This is a genomic window from Rhodanobacter sp. FDAARGOS 1247 (genome assembly GCF_016889805.1).
Lineage (GTDB): Bacteria > Pseudomonadota > Gammaproteobacteria > Xanthomonadales > Rhodanobacteraceae > Rhodanobacter.
This window is the reverse complement of sequence record NZ_CP069535.1, coordinates 1,507,222-1,523,062: the sequence shown is the minus strand read 5'-3', so window position 1 is coordinate 1,523,062 and position 15,841 is coordinate 1,507,222. Positions and strand designations below refer to the sequence as shown.

General features: G+C 68.3%; 16 protein-coding genes. 3 read left to right on the top strand and 13 right to left on the bottom strand.

What is annotated here, in order from left to right:
• Window positions 1-7 precede the first annotated feature (7 nt).
• The 4 genes from I6J77_RS06835 to trpB all read right to left on the bottom strand — a co-directional run bounded on the left by I6J77_RS06835 (window position 8) and on the right by trpB (window position 4,057).
• Window positions 8-442, bottom strand: coding sequence for a DUF4399 domain-containing protein (locus I6J77_RS06835; RefSeq protein ID WP_204111052.1), 435 nt, complete (start codon window positions 440-442; stop codon window positions 8-10).
• 690 nt (window positions 443-1,132) lie between these two features.
• Entirely contained in the window at window positions 1,133-2,002 is an 870-nt protein-coding gene (gene accD, locus I6J77_RS06830; RefSeq protein ID WP_204111051.1) for an acetyl-CoA carboxylase, carboxyltransferase subunit beta, read from the bottom strand.
• A gap of 46 nt (window positions 2,003-2,048) precedes the next feature.
• Complete coding sequence (gene trpA / locus I6J77_RS06825; protein WP_204111050.1) at window positions 2,049-2,849, bottom strand: tryptophan synthase subunit alpha; 801 nt, start codon at window positions 2,847-2,849, stop codon at window positions 2,049-2,051.
• Window positions 2,846-4,057: a tryptophan synthase subunit beta gene (gene trpB, locus I6J77_RS06820; RefSeq protein WP_204111049.1), complete on the bottom strand. Its 1,212-nt coding sequence runs from the start codon at window positions 4,055-4,057 to the stop codon at window positions 2,846-2,848. The genes trpA and trpB overlap by 4 nt, the downstream gene beginning before the upstream one ends.
• Window positions 4,058-4,184: 127 nt before the next feature.
• Between trpB and I6J77_RS06815 the strand changes: the two genes are divergently transcribed.
• Complete coding sequence (locus I6J77_RS06815) at window positions 4,185-5,078, top strand: LysR family transcriptional regulator (protein ID WP_204111048.1); 894 nt, start codon at window positions 4,185-4,187, stop codon at window positions 5,076-5,078.
• 36 nt (window positions 5,079-5,114) lie between these two features.
• Here the strand turns inward: I6J77_RS06815 and I6J77_RS06810 are convergent, their stop codons facing one another.
• The 9 genes from I6J77_RS06810 to prmB form a co-directional block, all read right to left on the bottom strand.
• Window positions 5,115-5,738 carry a phosphoribosylanthranilate isomerase gene (locus I6J77_RS06810; protein WP_204111047.1) on the bottom strand — a complete coding sequence of 208 codons (624 nt, stop codon included), beginning with the start codon at window positions 5,736-5,738 and terminating at the stop codon, window positions 5,115-5,117.
• Window positions 5,735-6,505 (bottom strand): tRNA pseudouridine(38-40) synthase TruA, encoded by a 771-nt coding sequence (gene truA / locus I6J77_RS06805; protein ID WP_204111046.1) that lies wholly within the window; start codon window positions 6,503-6,505, stop codon window positions 5,735-5,737. The genes I6J77_RS06810 and truA overlap by 4 nt, the downstream gene beginning before the upstream one ends.
• Window positions 6,506-6,606: 101 nt before the next feature.
• Window positions 6,607-8,937, bottom strand: coding sequence for a FimV/HubP family polar landmark protein (locus tag I6J77_RS06800; protein WP_204111045.1), 2,331 nt, complete (start codon window positions 8,935-8,937; stop codon window positions 6,607-6,609).
• A gap of 171 nt (window positions 8,938-9,108) precedes the next feature.
• Window positions 9,109-9,405 carry a DUF3450 domain-containing protein gene (locus tag I6J77_RS06795; RefSeq protein WP_239309212.1) on the bottom strand — a complete coding sequence of 99 codons (297 nt, stop codon included), beginning with the start codon at window positions 9,403-9,405 and terminating at the stop codon, window positions 9,109-9,111.
• 1 nt (window position 9,406) lies between these two features.
• The gene (locus tag I6J77_RS06790; RefSeq protein WP_204111044.1) at window positions 9,407-10,438 is read right to left on the bottom strand and encodes an aspartate-semialdehyde dehydrogenase; all 1,032 of its coding nucleotides are present in this window, start codon (window positions 10,436-10,438) and stop codon (window positions 9,407-9,409) included.
• Between the two features lie 37 nt (window positions 10,439-10,475).
• Complete coding sequence (locus I6J77_RS06785) at window positions 10,476-11,465, bottom strand: D-glycerate dehydrogenase (RefSeq protein ID WP_204111043.1); 990 nt, start codon at window positions 11,463-11,465, stop codon at window positions 10,476-10,478.
• 30 nt (window positions 11,466-11,495) lie between these two features.
• A complete protein-coding gene (gene aroC / locus I6J77_RS06780) occupies window positions 11,496-12,584 on the bottom strand; it encodes a chorismate synthase (protein ID WP_204111042.1) in 1,089 nt (362 codons plus the stop codon).
• A 34-nt stretch (window positions 12,585-12,618) separates the two neighbouring features.
• Window positions 12,619-13,173 (bottom strand): GNAT family N-acetyltransferase, encoded by a 555-nt coding sequence (locus I6J77_RS06775; RefSeq protein WP_204111041.1) that lies wholly within the window; start codon window positions 13,171-13,173, stop codon window positions 12,619-12,621.
• 3 nt (window positions 13,174-13,176) lie between these two features.
• Window positions 13,177-14,103, bottom strand: coding sequence for a 50S ribosomal protein L3 N(5)-glutamine methyltransferase (gene prmB, locus I6J77_RS06770; RefSeq protein WP_204111040.1), 927 nt, complete (start codon window positions 14,101-14,103; stop codon window positions 13,177-13,179).
• 202 nt (window positions 14,104-14,305) lie between these two features.
• On the opposite strand from prmB, the gene asd reads away from it, so the two are divergent.
• Together asd and I6J77_RS06760 are read left to right on the top strand one after the other, a co-directional pair.
• Window positions 14,306-15,151, top strand: a complete 846-nt coding sequence (gene asd, locus I6J77_RS06765) for an archaetidylserine decarboxylase (protein ID WP_056765752.1) — start codon at window positions 14,306-14,308, stop codon at window positions 15,149-15,151.
• A 177-nt stretch (window positions 15,152-15,328) separates the two neighbouring features.
• Window positions 15,329-15,766: a hypothetical protein gene (locus I6J77_RS06760; RefSeq protein ID WP_056718718.1), complete on the top strand. Its 438-nt coding sequence runs from the start codon at window positions 15,329-15,331 to the stop codon at window positions 15,764-15,766.
• The last annotated feature ends 75 nt before the right edge of the window (window positions 15,767-15,841 follow it).

Here is a 15,841-nt window from a genome sequence, read left to right as displayed (position 1 = left end):
GAACCGGTCATTTCACGTGAACCGTGATCCTTTTCGACACCAGCGCCGGCTCGAACGGCACGTGATGCTGGTCGCCCAGCTCCAGTTGCAGCGTATGCGTTCCCGGCGCGAGCTTCAGCGTAGTCTGGGTCTGGCCGCCACCGAAGTGGATGTGGTTCGCGTCGGCCGGGATCGGCTGGCCCGCGGCGGGCAGATCCTTCACGTCGACCAGCAGATGGTGGTGGCCGGTGTGCTCCTTGCCGATGCCGGCCGGTGCCACGCCCATGCCCTTCAGGCCGAAACGCACGGTGACTTCCTGACCCACGGTGGCGCCATCGCTGGGCGAGATGATGTAGACCTCGGCACCGGCTGGCGCGGCCGTGGTGGGCAGGCCGGGAGCATCGGCGGCGATCGCGGTGGCGGTCAGTCCCGTCAGCGCCAGGGCAAGCAGGATGCGTTTCATCGTCGGTCTCCAGCGGAAGAAAACAGGCTTCAGTGTAAGCGCCACGTCATGCGTCCGCCATGCCGTCGCAACGCCACGCCGCGATGCTGCGGCAAACCGGCACGGACATGGTCATGCGCATCGGGATTGTCAGCGAAACCTAGTCCACCCGAGAGCCACGGCGTCGCGCAGGCACACCGCATCTGCGTGGCGCCCATCACCGGGACAAACGACGCATCGATCCGGCCGTGGTCGATGACGATCTGAGCCAGCTCGCTGCGCAGGCTTTGCGCACGCCGTAGCGAGTTCCTTTGCGCTCAGACAGATAGCCTACTTGTCCACAGGCTTTACCCGGCACGCTCCACAATCGCTGTGGAGAACTTCGCGCGACCGCTCAAGAAATCGACAAAGTGAGCCAAGTGTCTGCCGGCAAAAGGCGAACGACGCTTGTCCACAGGCTTGTACAGAAGACACCCACACCAGCTGTGGAAAACTTGGCGCCGCACGCATGCGGCGAACGCGCGAAACCGGTCACCGCGATCTGGACAGTTCGTGACCAGCGCGTAGCAAGTCACTGATCGGCAAGTGGGGAATCGCGCTTGTCCACAGGGTTTGCCGCAACACTTCCACAGCCGCTGTGGAAAACCCTGCGGCGGATACGACGATGCCGCCCGCAGGCGGCATCGCTCATGAGCAATCGAATGCCTCGACTCAGGCCGCGCGATCGGCCCGGGTCAGGATGCCGAGCAGGTCGGCCAGCTTGTCGCGCATCTCGCGGCGGTCGACGATCATGTCGATCGCGCCGTGGTCGAGCAGGAACTCCGAACGCTGGAAACCTTCCGGCAGGGTCTCGCGCACGGTCTGCTCGATCACCCGCGGACCGGCGAAACCGATCAGCGCCTTCGGCTCGCCGATGTTGATGTCGCCGAGCATCGCCAGGCTGGCGGAGACGCCGCCGGTGGTCGGGTTGGTCAGCACGCTGATGTAGGGCACGCCGGCATCGCGCAGGCGCGCCAGCGCCGCCGAGGTCTTGGCCATCTGCATCAGCGAGAACAGCGCTTCCTGCATGCGCGCGCCGCCGGTGGCGGAGAAGCACACCAGGGCGCTCTTGTCGGCCAGCGCGCGCTCGGCGGCGCGGGCGAATTTTTCGCCGACCACCGAACCCATCGAGCCACCCATGTAGGCGAACTCGAAGGCCACCGCCATCAGCGGCCGGCCCTTGAGCTTGCCGCTCATGGCGACCATCGCATCCTTCTCGCCGGTCTTTTTCTGGGTCGAGGTGATGCGGTCGCGGTACTTCTTGGAGTCGCGGAATTTCAGCGGATCGGTGGGCTCGAGGCTGGCCCACAGTTCCTGCGCCGAGCCGTCGTCGAGCAGCGCGTCCAGCCGCATCCGCGCGCTGATGTAATGGTGATGGCCGCACTTGGGGCACACCATCAGGTTGCGCTCCAGTTCCGGCTTGTACAGCACGGTGCCGCAACCACCGCACTTCTCCCACACACCCTCGGGCACCGAACCCTTGCCGCCGTTGGTTCCCTGCGGACGGGTCCGCGGGTTCATGATCTTCTGCAGCCAATTCATCGCAACACCTCAAACGTTCCTGACCCGAAACGGCCAGGCGACCGTTTCAGTGTGCATCCAGCGCCGCACGGATCGGCTGCAGGAAACCTTGCGCACGGGCGGTGATTTCCGCCGCGTCGGTGGCACCCGACAACCGCTCGACCAGCGCACTGCCGATCACCACCGCATCGGCGAAACCGGCAATCGCCTTCGCGCTTGCCGCATCGCGGATGCCGAAGCCCACCGCCACCGGCGCCTTCGCCCGGGTGCGGATGTCCGCCACGCGTGCGGCGATATCGCCGGTGCTCAAGTGTGCCGCACCGGTGATGCCGGCGAACGAGACATAGTACAGGAAACCCTCGGCCGAACCGCACAGCTGCGCCATACGCGAGGGTGCGGTGGTGGGCGCGGCAAGCAGGATCTGCTGCAACCCGGCATCGCGCAGCGGCTGCAGCACGGCCGATTCCTCCAGTGGGCAATCGACCAGCAGCACGCCATCGACGCCGGCCGCCACGGCCTCCTGCGCGAAGCGCGCGTAGCCATGGATCTCGACCGGATTCAGATAGCCCATCAGCACGATCGGCGTGTCGGCATCGCGGCGGCGAAACTCGCCGACCCAGCCCAGCACTTCCTTCAGTCCGACCCCTTGGGCGATCGCCCGCTCGCTGGCGTGCTGGATCACCGGACCGTCGGCCATCGGATCGGAAAACGGCACGCCCAGTTCGATCAGGTCGGCGCCGGCATCGACCAGCGCATGCATCAGGGCAACCATGTGCCCGGGCACGGGATCACCGGCGGTGACGAACGGGATCAGCCCGGTGCGGCCGGCGGCCTTGAGTTTGGCGAAGCGGCGATCGATGCGGCTCATACCTCGACTCCTTCGCGCGCGGCGATCGTGTGCACGTCCTTGTCGCCACGACCGGAGAGGTTGCACAGCACGATGCCGTCCTTCGGCAGCTCGCGCGCCAGCTTCATCGCCTGGGCGACCGCATGGCTGGATTCCAGCGCGGCCAGGATGCCTTCGGTGCGGGCCAGCAGGTGGAATGCCTCCATCGCTTCGTCGTCCGTCACGCCGACATACTCGGCGCGCCCGGCGTCCTTCAGGAACGCGTGCTCCGGGCCAACGCCCGGATAGTCGAGTCCGGCCGAGATCGAATGCGTCTCGGTGATCTGGCCGTTGTCGTCGCACAGCACATAGGTGCGGTTGCCATGCAGCACGCCGGGGCGACCCGCAGCCAGCGAAGCGGCGTGGTGACCGGTGGCGATGCCCTCGCCTGCCGCCTCGGCGCCGACGATGCGCACGCCGGCGTCGTTGAGGAAGGCGTGGAACAGGCCGATCGCATTCGAGCCGCCGCCCACGCAGGCGGTGAGCACGTCGGGCAGGCGGCCGTACTGCGCCAGCACCTGGGCCCGCGCCTCGCGCCCCACGATGGCGTTGAAGTCGCGCACCATCTTCGGGTACGGATGCGGGCCAGCCACCGTGCCGATGATGTAGAAAGTGTCGGCCACGTTGGTGACCCAGTCGCGCATCGCCTCGTTCAGCGCATCCTTCAGCGTCTTCGAACCGGACGTCACCGGCACCACCTCGGCGCCCAGCAGCTTCATCCGGTAGACGTTGATCTTCTGCCGCTCGATGTCCACCGCGCCCATGTAGACCACGCACTGCATGCCCAGGCGCGCGGCCACGGTGGCGCTGGCCACGCCATGCTGGCCGGCCCCGGTCTCGGCGATGATCCGCCGCTTGCCCATGTGCCGGGCCACCAGCGCCTGGCCGACGGTGTTGTTGATCTTGTGCGCGCCGGTGTGGTTCAGGTCCTCGCGCTTGAGCAGGATGCGTGCTCCCCCGACATGCTGCGACAGCCGCTGGGCGTGATAGACCGGACTGGGCCGCCCCACGTAGTGCTGCAGGTCGCGGTCCAGTTCGGCGAGGAAGCCCGCATCCTGGCGCAGGCGCTCGTAGGCCTCGGCCAGCTCGGCCAGCGGCGCCATCAGCGTCTCGGCGACATAGCTGCCACCGTAGTCGCCGAAGCGACCGTGCTCGTCGGGCCAGCGGTGATAGTCCTGGATCGGGGGCATGGCGGGATTCCTGTGCGAAAAACTGAAGATCCCCGCTCATCGGATCGGGAATGTCCTGCAGATTATCGCAGTCGTGACCGCGCGGAAAAGCGATAAGATCGCCTCCATACCTCAGGAAAACTCAATCATGTCAGGGCGCGAACTGCCACCGTTGAATGCCTTGCGCGCCTTCGAGGCGGTGGCGCGACTGCACAGCGTGGGCCGGGCCGCGGCGGAACTGCACGTCACCCATGGCGCGGTCAGCCGGCAACTGCGCCTGCTCGACGAAGCGCTGGGCCGACCGCTGTTTTCACGCCAGGGCCGTGGACTGGTGCTGACCGCTGCGGGCGAACAACTGCACGCCGGGGCCGGCCTCGCCTTCGAGCAATTGCGCGACAGCTGGGCCGCCCTGCGCGAGCACAACGCGCAGGCGCCGTTCGTGCTCGGTTGCGCCAGCAGCCTGCTGGCGCGCTGGCTGATCCCGCGGCTGGATCGGCTGGCGCACGACCTGCCCGGGTTGCGCCTGCATCTGTCGGCACAGGAGTCATCGCCGACCGCGGAACCGGGCAGGCTGGACGCCCTGCTGCTGTTGTCGGCGCCGCCCTGGCCCGCGGGCTGGCAGGTCGACACGCTGGCGCCGGAACGGATCGGCCCGGTGGTCAGCCCGCGCTACGGCGGCTGGCCGCGACTGCAGGGGCAGCTGCCCGGCTGCCTGCTCGACGAGCCGGTATTGCACACCACTTCGCGTCCGCAGGCCTGGCCAGACTGGCTGCGTGGCATGGATCTGCCGCCCTCGCGCCCGCCCGGCGGCGCGGGTTTTCCGCACCTCTACCATCTGCTGGAAGCGGCCATCGCCGGGCTGGGCGTGGCGATCGCGCCGGCGCCGTTGGTGGCCGACGACCTGGCGACCGGGCGCCTGCTGGCGCCGTGGGGATTCCAGCCCACCACGGGCCACTGGATCCTGGCCACGCCGCAGCGCTCCGGCGATCGTCGCGCCGTCGCACTGGCCCAGTGGCTGCGCCAGGAGCTGGCCGGCGGCTGAGCCGGCAGGCCCGCCGCGATCTCCGCGACTGGCCCTCTACTCCGCGTCGACCGCGCGCACCGCGCGAACGAAGGCTTCCAGCCGCGCCGGGTCCTTGATGCCGGGCGCGGATTCCACGCCACTGGCCACGTCCACCGCCCACGGTCGCGCCATGCGCACGGCGTCCGCCACGTTGCCCGACTCCAGCCCGCCAGCAACGATCAGCGGCTTCTCGCGCACTTCCGCCAACAGCGACCAGTCGAACGTCTTGCCGCTGCCACCGGCCTCGCCACGGGCATGGCCATCCAGCAGCAGGCCGGCGGCATGCGGGTAGTCGTGCCGGCGCGACAGACCGGCAGCGCCCTCGCCCATCGCCAGCGCCTTCAGGAATGGATGGCCAAACTGCGCGCACCAGGGGTCGGTTTCCTCGCCGTGGAACTGCAGCAGCGCGGGCCGCACCTGCTCCAGCACCCGTTCCACCAGGCTCGCCTCGTCGTCCATGAACAAGGCCACGGTCGCCACGAAAGGCGGCAGCGACTCGACGATGTCGCGGGCCTGGCGCAGGCCAACCTGGCGTCGGCTGCGCGCGGTGAACACCAGCCCGATCGCATCGGCGCCCAGCCGTGCGGCGAGCACGGCGTCGTCGACCCGGGTCATGCCGCAGCACTTGATCCGGGTCATGGCTGGCTGACCTCTTCCGGCAGATGCCAGTGGCGCTCGTAGCGTGGACCGATGAAGGTCAAGCCCGAAGCCGGTGCGGTGGGGCCGGCCACCTGGCGGTCACGACCGGCCAGCAGTTCACCCATCCACTCGATCGGCTGTTCGCCACGGCCGATCGGCAGCAGCGAGCCGACGATGTTGCGCACCATGTGATGCAGGAAGGCATTCGCCTCGATCTCCACGAACAGCTGCTCGCCCTCGCGCCGCACGCTCACCGCCAGCACGCTTCGCCGCGGGTGCGCCGCCTGGCAGGACAAGGCGCGGAATGCGCTGAAATCATGCTCGCCCAGCAGGGCCTGGGCGGCAACGTGCATGCGCCCGGCGTCCAGCGGCAGGCGCTCCCAGGTGACATAGCGCGCATCCAGCGCCGCACGCACCGGCCGGTTCAGCAGGTGATAGCGGTAGCGCCGGCTGCGTGCGGCGTAACGCGCGTGGAAACTGTCCGGCACCGGCTGCGCCCACAGCACGGCCACGCTGTTCGGCAGGTTGGAGCAGCTGCCCAGCACCCAGCCACGCATGTCGCGGCTGGCGTCGGTATCGAAATGCACGACCTGGCAGCGGCCATGCACGCCCGCATCGGTGCGACCGGCGCAGCTGACCTCGACCGGATGCGCGGCCACCGTCGACAGCGCCCGCTCCAGCGCGCCCTGCACGCTGACATCCTGCTTCAGCCGCTGCCAGCCGCAGAAGTCGGTGCCGTCGTACTCGATACCCAGAGCGATACGCATGGATCGTGCAGAACCTGAGGGGGAAACGTCGAAGATTAGCAGGCCAAAACGGCATCGGGCCGGCTAGGCCGGCCCGATGCCACACAAGCGAAGCAGGAAACTCAGTGCAGGCTGTCCAGCAGCCGCTTGGCCACGTCACGCTGCATCTGGCTGCCTTCCTTCATCACCTCGCCCAGCATGGCGCGGGCGCCCTCGGCGTCGCCCATGTCGACATAGGCACGCGCCAGGTCGAGCTTGGTGTCCACCGGATCGTCGTTGAATTCGCCGAGATCCTGGCCATCGTCGTGGCTCGCCGGGGCACGCTCGGCCTCCTCGAAATTCCAGTCCGATGCCGGCTCCGCCGGTGCCGCGGGAGTGCGGGGCGCCACCACCGTGACGTCTTCCGCCGCCGCTTCCGGGCGCGCCGGCGGCGCTGCGGCGGGATGGGTCAGATCGAAGTTGAAGTTGTACTCGCTGACCTTCTTCGGGCCGGCGCCGGGCAGCGGCGGCATCGAGGACACCACCGTGGGCGCGTCGCTCGCATCGGCATAGTCATCGATGTTGAACTCGCCATGGGCGTCGGCATCGTCGTGCGCGGCGGACGCTTCGTGGTGGTCGAACAGCGGATGACCGGGCACCAGGTCCTCGCCCATGTGCAGCACGTCCTGCCACTCGTCCTGCTGCGGGTCGGTGATGTGGGCGTGCATCGCCTCGGCGGCGGCCTCGAAATGATCGACGTCGCGGCGCGAGTAATACAGCGTGACCAGCTCCAGGTGCAGGCCGATGTCATCCGGATGCTCGGCCAACTGGTCGAGCAACTCTTCCTGGTCGACGTCGTCGCCCAGCAGATCCTGGTCGGCAGCGCCGGGCACGGATCCGAAACGGTCGGCCAGTGACGTGGAAGACTTGGCTGCCGCGGCAGCCGGCTTGCGTCGACGGCCCAGCATCGCCAGCAGGATCAGCAGCACGATCGCGCCCGCACCGGCAGCCCACGCCCAGGTCTGCATGTACCACGGCTGCTCCTCGACCGGAGCGGGAGCCGGCGCGACCGGCTTGGTCACTGCCGGCTTGACCGGTTCGACCGGCTTGACTGCAGCCGAGTCCGCCAGCGGCGTGGTCACCGTGGTGGCGGAGGAAACCGGGGCACTGGGCGCGGTGGATGCCAGCGCGGGCGTGTTTGCTGCAGCCGGCGTCATGGCCGTGCTGGCATGGGCCGCTTCAAGCTCGGTCTTCGCAACCGGCGCGGGCATGGCGGGTGCCGGGGCAGCCGTCACCCTGGCCGCACTGGCGGCAACCGCCGGCATGCCGGCGCTCTTCCTCGCGGCGGCCAGCTTGGCCTGCAGCTCGGCGATCTCGTTGTCCTTCAGCGACAGCAGTCGTTCGTTCTTGCTGTTGATGTCGCTGAGGTCCTTCAGCCGGGTCTTCAGGTCCGAACTCTGCTGCTGCAGGCTGGCCAAGCTTTCCTGGCTCCGCAGCAGATCCTGGCGGAGGCTGGCGGTGGACTTGTCGCTCGAGCCCGCGCCCTGGGTTCCGGCACCACTGCCCTGCCTGGCCGGCACCAGTGCGAGCCGGTCGCCGTTGCCGGCAGCGCCGCTGGAGGCACTGGAAGTCGACCCGCTGGTGGCGGCATCGGCCACGATGGTGGGCTTGCCCGGCACGCCGGCGCGCCAGTCGCTGTTCTGGCGACGGACTTCGGCGGCAGCGGCGGCGATGGACATCGCCTGCGCCTCGGCCGAGGTCGGCACGCGCAGCACCACGCCACTCTTCAATGCATTGATGTTGTCGCGGTAGAACGCGTCAGGGTTGGCCTGCTTGAGCGCCAGCATCATCTGCTGCACGTCGACCCCGGACGGAGCCACGTTGCGCGCGATGCCGGACAGGGTCTGGCCGCGTTCGACCGGACCGAGCTGGCCGTTGCCGGCCACCGGTGCGGCCGGCCTTGCCACGGGGGCCGGCGCGGTCGCCTTCGGCGCTGCGGCGACGGGTGCGGCAGCTGCCTTCGGGTGCGACGCAGGGCGGACGGGCGCGGGAGTCGCCGCCACCGGGGCCTTCGCGGCGGCATTCGGCGGGTCGAGCAGGATCGCGTACTCGCGCACGCTCTTGCCCGCCTTGCCGTTCACCTCAAGCAGCAGGTCGAGGAAGGGGTCATCCACCGGCGTGCTGCTGGTGATGCGGATCACCGGATGGGCGCCGCCGGCGTTGGCCACGCTGAAGTGCAACGGGATCGAGGTGCGTCCACCCACGATGCCGGCGCGTGCGAATTCCTCGCTGGAAGCCAGCTGGACACTGAGATTCTGCAGCTCCGCCGGATTGTCCGAATGCAGCGGGATCTCGGCCAGCAGCGGTTGGCCCAGCGCCGACTTGACCTGGATCTGACCCAGATCCATGGCCATCACCTGGCTGGTGCCCAGCGCCAGCGCGATCAGCACCGACAATTTCAACGAACGATTCATGCGTGTTCCCCCGAACGATCCTGACGCAACTCTCTAGGTTGGCGTTGCCGCGATTGACGACCACGACCCCAATCGAGGTGCCACTTTAGTTACATGAAGGCCAATCAACAATAGGCGCGACGAATACTTGCGATACATTGCTGCGGTGTGTTCTCACCCCGGCATCGCCTTTCAATGCTGCCCGCCGGACTGGCCGGATTGCAATTCCTGCAGTTGCTTCTGCAGCTCGGCGATCGTCTTGTCCTGCTCCTGCAGGCGCTCGCCAGCCCGTTTGCTGTCCGATTCCCGCCGCTGCACGTCGCGTTTCAGGCGCTTGACCTCGGCCTCGCTGCGCGCCACCTTCCGCTGCGCGCTGGCCCCGTCCCGGGCGGCCGCAGTGGCCCCCGGCTGCACCTGCACCGGGGCTGTCGCCCAGGCTGCCCCTGCCGACACAAAACAAGCCAATGCAAATACCTGGATCAAACGCATTTCAGAGATAGTCCTCGATCAACAACTCGGCGATCTGCACCGCATTGAGCGCCGCGCCCTTGCGGATATTGTCCGACACGATCCACAGGTCCAGCCCGCGGTCGTGCGAGATGTCTTCGCGCACCCGTCCCACGAAGACCCCGTCCGCGCCGGCCGCCTCGCCCACCGGGGTCGGATAGCCACCCGGCTTGCGCTCGTCCACCAGCACCACACCCGGCGCCTGGCGCAGCAGTTCGCGGGCCTGCTCGGCGGTGATCTTTTCGCTGGTCTCGATGTGCACGGCCTCGGAATGGCCATAGAACACCGGTACCCGCACCGCGGTCGGATTCACCTGGATCGACTCGTCCTCCAGGATCTTGCGGGTCTCCCACACCAGCTTCATTTCCTCCTTGGTGTAGCCGTTGGGCTGGAAGTCGTCGATCTGCGGGATGACATTGAACGCGATCTGGGCCGGGAATTTCTTGCCCGGCTCCACGCTTTGGAAGTTCAGCAGGGCCGCGGTTTCCCGCCCCAGCTCCTCCATCCCGCTGCGGCCGGCGCCGGAAACCGACTGGTAGGTGGCCACGTTGATCCGCTCGATCTGCGCCGCCCGATGGATCGGCGCCAGCGCCACCAGCATCTGCATGGTCGAGCAGTTCGGGTTGGCGATGATGCCGCGACTGGTGTACTGGGCGATCGCATGCGGGTTGACCTCGCTGATCACCAGCGGGATGTCGTCCTGGTAGCGGAACTCGGAGGTGTTGTCGATCACCACCGCACCGGCTGCCGCCGCCCGCGGCGCGTGTTCGCGGCTGACCGAGCCGCCCGCGGAGAAGAACGCGATGTCGACGCCTTCGAAATCATAGGTGTCCAGCAACTGCACGGTGATGTCCCGGCCCGCGAAGCTGACCTTGCCGCCAGCCGAACGCTCGCTGGCCAGCGGCACCAGCTCGCTGACCGGGAAATCGCGCTCGGCGAGGATCGCCAGCACGGTCTCGCCGACCGCACCGGTGGCGCCGACCATGGCGACCTTGTAACTGCTCTTCTGACTCATGGGGTGGCTTGCTCTCGGAATAGGAAGACCGTGCCGCTCACAGCACGTTCGGGTTGAGGATATTGGGCGGACGCCCGGCCTGCGGACCGTGGCCGAACATCGCCAGCACATTGTCCACCGCCACCGAGGTCATCGCGCGGCGGGTTTCGGTGGTGGCGCTGGCGATATGCGGGCTGAGCACCACGTTGTCGAGCGTGAGCAGGCCCGGATGAACCTTCGGCTCGCCCTCGAAAACATCCAGCGCCGCACCGGCCAGGCGGCGTTCGCGCAACGCCGTGGCCAGCGCCGCGTCGTCGACGATGCCGCCGCGGGCGATATTGATCAGCATCGCGGTCGGCTTCATCTGCGCCAGTTCGGCGGCGCCCACGGCATGGCGGGTCTGCGTGGTCAGCGGCAGCGCCAGCACCAGGAAGTCGGATTCACGCAGCAGTTGCTGCTTGTCGACATGACGCGCGTTGCAGCCCCGCTCGTCCGCCTCGGGCAGGGGCGTGCGGTTGTGGTAGATCACCGGCATGCCGAACCCGAGTGCGCGCCGCGCGATCGCCTGCCCGATGCGACCCATGCCCAGGATGCCCAGCGTGCGCCCGCGCACGTCGCTGCCAAGCCAGGCCTTGAATTCGGTGGCCTGCCAGTGTCCGGCGCGCAGCCAGCGCTCGGCGGCGCCCATCCGGCGCGCGGCACCGAGCAACAGGGCCCAGGTGTAGTCGGCCACGCTTTCGTTGAGCACGTCGGCGGTGTTCGACACCGCGATGCCGGCGGCGCTCATCGCGTCCAGGTCGATGTTGTCGTAGCCCACGCCCAAGTTGGCCACGATGCGCAGGCGCTCCGCCGCGCCGATCTCCGCCGCGCCGATGCGATCCTTGAGTCCGACGATCACCGCGTCCTGGCCGGCCAGCCGAGCCGCAAGTTCCGACTGGCTGAACTTGCGCTCCTCCGCCTCGACGGTCACCTGGAAATGCGGCTCCAGCCGGGCAATGACCCCCGGAAAGGTGGGCCGGGAAACCCAGACGCGCGGCTTGTCGGTCATCGGCGTGATTCCGGATGCTGCGGTTGAAGGTCAGGCGATGCGCGGCGCGACCGCACCCACGTCGCCGCATTGCGCCCGGTGGCGCAACGCGTGGTCCATCAGCACCAGCGCCATCATCGCCTCGGCGATGGGCGTGGCGCGGATGCCGACGCAGGGATCGTGTCGCCCCTTGGTGACCACGTCCACCGGTTCGCCGGCCAGGTTCAGGCTGTGGCCGGGAATCAGGATGCTGGAGGTGGGTTTCAGCACGATCGAGGCGGTGACCGGCTGACCGCTGCTGATGCCACCGAGAATACCGCCGGCATGATTGGACGTAAAGCCGTCCAAATGCATCTCGTCGCGATGCTCGCTGCCGCGCTGGGCGACGGCGGCGAAACCGTCGCCGATCTCCACGCCCTTGACCGCGTTGATCGACATCAGCGCACTGGCCAGGTCGCCGTCGAGCTTGCCGTAGATCGGTTCGCCCCAGCCCGGCGGCACGCCATCGGCGACCACGTTGACGCGGGCACCCACCGAATCGCCGGACTTGCGCAGCGCGTTGATGTAGTCCTCCAGCGCCGGCACCTGGGCCGCATCCGGCCAGAAGAACGGGTTCTGCTCCACCGCATCCCAGTCGAAAGCGGCGGGCCGGATCTCGCCGATCTGCGCCAGGTGGCCGCGCACGCGCACGCCATGACGCTCGGCCAGCCACTTCTTGGCGATCACCGCGGCGGCCACCCGCATGGTGGTTTCGCGTGCAGATGAACGCCCGCCGCCGCGCGGGTCGCGGATGCCGTATTTTTGCCAGTAGGTGTAGTCGGCATGGCCGGGGCGGAAGGTCTGTTCGATCTCGCCGTAGTCCTTGCTGCGCTGGTCGGTGTTGCGAATCAGCAGCGCGATCGGCGTGCCGGTGGTCTTGCCCTGGTACACGCCGGAAAGAATCTCCACCTCGTCCGCCTCGTGCCGCTGCGAGGTGTAGCGGCTGCGGCCGGTGGCGCGGCGATCGAGGTCGGTGCGGAATTCGTCAGCGCCGATCGCCAGCCCCGGCGGGCAGCCGTCGATCACGCAGCCGATCGCCGGCCCGTGGCTCTCGCCGAAGGTGGTGACGGTTAACAGTTTGCCGAACGCGTTGCTGGACACGGGGTTTGGACGTCCACAGGGAAACCGGCACAGCTTAACCGTGATGGGCCTCGCCTGCCTGCCGCGCGCGCCACTCGTGGTCGAGCATGGCGAAAATCACGTCATCGACCCATTCGCCCCTGAACCAGAGGCTTTCGCGATGATGCGCCTCCTGGCGCATGCCCAGCGCCCGCAGCATGGCCATGCTGGCCAGATTGCGCGGATCGACCGAGGCATGGACGCGATGGCGGCCAAGTTCGCCGAAGACGAAGGCCAGCAGCGCCCGCACGGCCTCGCTGGCGTAGCCCAGCCCCTGGCAGGCCGGGGCAAGGCTGACGCCGAACTCGACCGAATCCCGCGGATCCTCGGGCAGGCACACACCCAGGTCGCCGACCAGGGCGCCGTCTTCGCGCAAGCGGATCGCGCGCTGGAACCAGCCATGCGCAGGCGACGCCGGCTGCGCCGCGATGAACTCGCCGGCCGCGGCGAGATCGGCCGGGCACCAGCCCTGATAGAGCGCCACCCGCGGATCGGCGCGGCAGGCAAACAGGGCTTGCGCGTCGGCTGGTCGCAGCGCGTCGATCCGCAGTCGCGCGGTGACCAGCTCCATCGTTCAGCCCGGGCGGCGCGCGGCAGCCGCGGCCTTGATGGCATCGGCATGCTCGACGAGATCGCGCCGCTCCAGCGCGAACACGCCCATCTGGCCGACCTTGAACTCGATCCAGATGAACGGCACTTCGGGCAGCAGCGCGGCCAGCGCGTGCTCGCTCTCGCCCACCTCGACGATCAGCAGGCCGTCCTCGGTGAGGTAGTCGGCCGCCTCGTCCAGCATGCGCAGGCACAGGTCCAGGCCGTCGATGCCGGAGGTGAGGCCCAGCTTCGGCTCGTGCGCGTATTCGCCCGGCAGCGCGGCGTACTCATCCTCGGTGACATAAGGCGGATTGGACACGATCAGGTCGTATTGGCGCCCCGCCACGCCGGCGAACAGGTCGGAGCGGATCGCCTCGACCCGGCCCTCGACGTGCTGGAACACGATGTTCTCGCGCGCCAGCGACAGCGCCTCGTCGCTGATGTCGACGATGTCGACCTGCCACTCAGGGTTGTACTCGGCCATCGCGATGCCGATGCAGCCCGAGCCGGTGCACAGGTCCAGGGCCCGCTCGATGTGGCGCTCGTCCAGCCATGGCGCGAAGCCCGACTCGATCAGTTCGGCGATCGGCGAACGCGGCACCAGGGCGCGGCGGTCGCTCTTGAACTTCAGCCCGGCGAACCAGGTTTCGCCGACCAGGTAGGCCACCGGCAGGCGCTCGCCCACGCGACGCTCGATCAGCGCCAGCACGTTCGCCCGCTCCTCGGCCGTGAGCCGACCCGCGCCGTAGGCAGGCGGGATGTCCGGCGGCAGGTGCAGGCTGGCCAGCACCAGGTGGGTGGCCTCGTCGATCGGGTTGTCGTGGCTGTGGCCGAAGGTCAGCCCGGCGGCCGAAAAGCGACTGGCGCCATAACGGATGAAGTCGATGATGGTGGCAAGTTCGGCGGTCACGGCGATCCATGGGTGCGGCGAGGGGCCGGGCATTATACGGCCAGGAGCGGGGCCGGCTGGCCCTCGGTTCGGCAGTAACCTCAACCGTTCGCCCCGGGCGTGGCGCAGCGGAGTCGAGGGGCATCACCACGAGTGGCCGGTCGTTCCACCTGCAAACCTGCGCCCGGGGTGAACGGCGCCGGTATCCCTCTATACTGGGCGGATGACTTTCAAAGTATTCCTTCAGTACGCCCTGCCCCACCGCTTCCTGTCGCGCCTGGTCTACTGGGCCACGCGCTGGACCTTCGCGCCGTGGAAGAACTGGCTGATCACCACCATCGTGCGCAATTACCAGGTGAACATGGCCGAGGCGGCGCAGCCCGACCCGCTGGCCTACCAGCACTTCAATGCGTTCTTCACCCGCAAGCTGCGCCCGGACGCACGCCGTGCCGACGCCGATCCGGCCGCCCTGGTCTCGCCTGCCGACGGCCGCATCAGCCAGTCCGGCGCCATCGTCGAGGGGCGCATCTTCCAGGCCAAGGGGCAGGAATACACCGCCGCCGAACTGCTCGGCGGCGACGAGGCCGCGGCAGCCCCCTTCCACAACGGCCGCTTCGTCACCGTCTACCTGTCGCCCCGCGACTACCACCGGGTGCACATGCCGCTGCAGGGCACGCTGCGCGAAACCGTGCATGTGCCTGGCCGGATCTTCAGCGTGGCGCCGTTCGCGGTGGCCGCAATCCCCCGCCTGTTCGCCCGCAACGAGCGGCTGGTCTGCCACTTCGATGGCGAGCACGGGCCGTTCGTGGTGGTGATGGTGGGCGCGATCCTGGTCTCGTCGGTGGCCACCGTGTGGGACGGCCTGGTGATTCCGCCCTACGCCTCGTCGATCAGGCGCAAGTCCTTCGCCGGCCAGAACATCACCCTGGAGCGTTTCGCCGAGATGGCGCGCTTCAACATGGGTTCCACCGTGATCATGCTGTTGCCCGAAGGCATGGCCGAGCTGGATCCGCTCGCGCCGCAGCAGGCCGTGCAGGTGGGCCAGCGGCTGGGTCACCGCCCGGGCTGAAGCAGCCCCGCTGGCGGAGGGTCGACCCCGCCGGAAAGTCGCCGGCGCGGCCGGCCGACCTGACGCGACACGTCAGTATGTGACGTCCTGCGCGCAATTGACCGGTTTGACCCGCTACACTCCGCGTCGGAGTCGTGCGCAGGGGGCACGGTTGAATTCAAGCGCCGAGGGGATCTCATGCAAATATTGACGCCATTCCTTGTGATGATGCGCGCGCGCCAGCTTGGCCGCCAATTCCGCGACATCGAACGCATTGTCCGGGCGCTGCCCAAGCGCAGCCATGAGCGCCTCAGCACCCTCACCCTGCGCGAAATCGGCCAGGCGTCACGCAGCGATTTCCCGCACCTGCACGGCACCGCCCCCGAAGCGCGCTACCTGCCCTGGGGCCAGGGCACCGAAGCCGGCTACGAGCGCGCCCGTTCGGGCAATGCCGAAGTGGCGATGCGCGGCATCGCGCTGTGGCTGGCCGTGGCCTACCACGAGACCAAGAACTCGCCCCACGCGAGCCTGCAGCCGCAGTACCGCCAGCTGATGCAGCTGCTGCGCGAACTGAAGGAAGCGCAGAGCCAGGGCAACACGGTCGACAGCTGGATGCAGCAGACCGCCGTCGCCTGAACGGCTGCCGGTCGCGCCGCTCAATGCCTGTGAAGAAAACCACGATCCTGTGGTTTTCTTCTATCGCGAGTCCGG

Coding starts and splice junctions, on each gene's coding strand:
- I6J77_RS06785 (WP_204111043.1), bottom strand. CDS start 11,465: ATGACCGACAAGCCGCGCGTCTGGGTTTCCCGGCCCACCTTTCCGGGG.
- I6J77_RS06815 (WP_204111048.1), top strand. CDS start 4,185: ATGTCAGGGCGCGAACTGCCACCGTTGAATGCCTTGCGCGCCTTCGAG.
- I6J77_RS06810 (WP_204111047.1), bottom strand. CDS start 5,738: ATGACCCGGATCAAGTGCTGCGGCATGACCCGGGTCGACGACGCCGTG.
- trpA (WP_204111050.1), bottom strand. CDS start 2,849: ATGAGCCGCATCGATCGCCGCTTCGCCAAACTCAAGGCCGCCGGCCGC.
- truA (WP_204111046.1), bottom strand. CDS start 6,505: ATGCGTATCGCTCTGGGTATCGAGTACGACGGCACCGACTTCTGCGGC.
- I6J77_RS06795 (WP_239309212.1), bottom strand. CDS start 9,405: ATGCGTTTGATCCAGGTATTTGCATTGGCTTGTTTTGTGTCGGCAGGG.
- I6J77_RS06790 (WP_204111044.1), bottom strand. CDS start 10,438: ATGAGTCAGAAGAGCAGTTACAAGGTCGCCATGGTCGGCGCCACCGGT.
- asd (WP_056765752.1), top strand. CDS start 14,306: ATGACTTTCAAAGTATTCCTTCAGTACGCCCTGCCCCACCGCTTCCTG.
- I6J77_RS06835 (WP_204111052.1), bottom strand. CDS start 442: ATGAAACGCATCCTGCTTGCCCTGGCGCTGACGGGACTGACCGCCACC.
- accD (WP_204111051.1), bottom strand. CDS start 2,002: ATGAATTGGCTGCAGAAGATCATGAACCCGCGGACCCGTCCGCAGGGA.
- trpB (WP_204111049.1), bottom strand. CDS start 4,057: ATGCCCCCGATCCAGGACTATCACCGCTGGCCCGACGAGCACGGTCGC.
- I6J77_RS06800 (WP_204111045.1), bottom strand. CDS start 8,937: ATGAATCGTTCGTTGAAATTGTCGGTGCTGATCGCGCTGGCGCTGGGC.
- I6J77_RS06760 (WP_056718718.1), top strand. CDS start 15,329: ATGCAAATATTGACGCCATTCCTTGTGATGATGCGCGCGCGCCAGCTT.
- I6J77_RS06775 (WP_204111041.1), bottom strand. CDS start 13,173: ATGGAGCTGGTCACCGCGCGACTGCGGATCGACGCGCTGCGACCAGCC.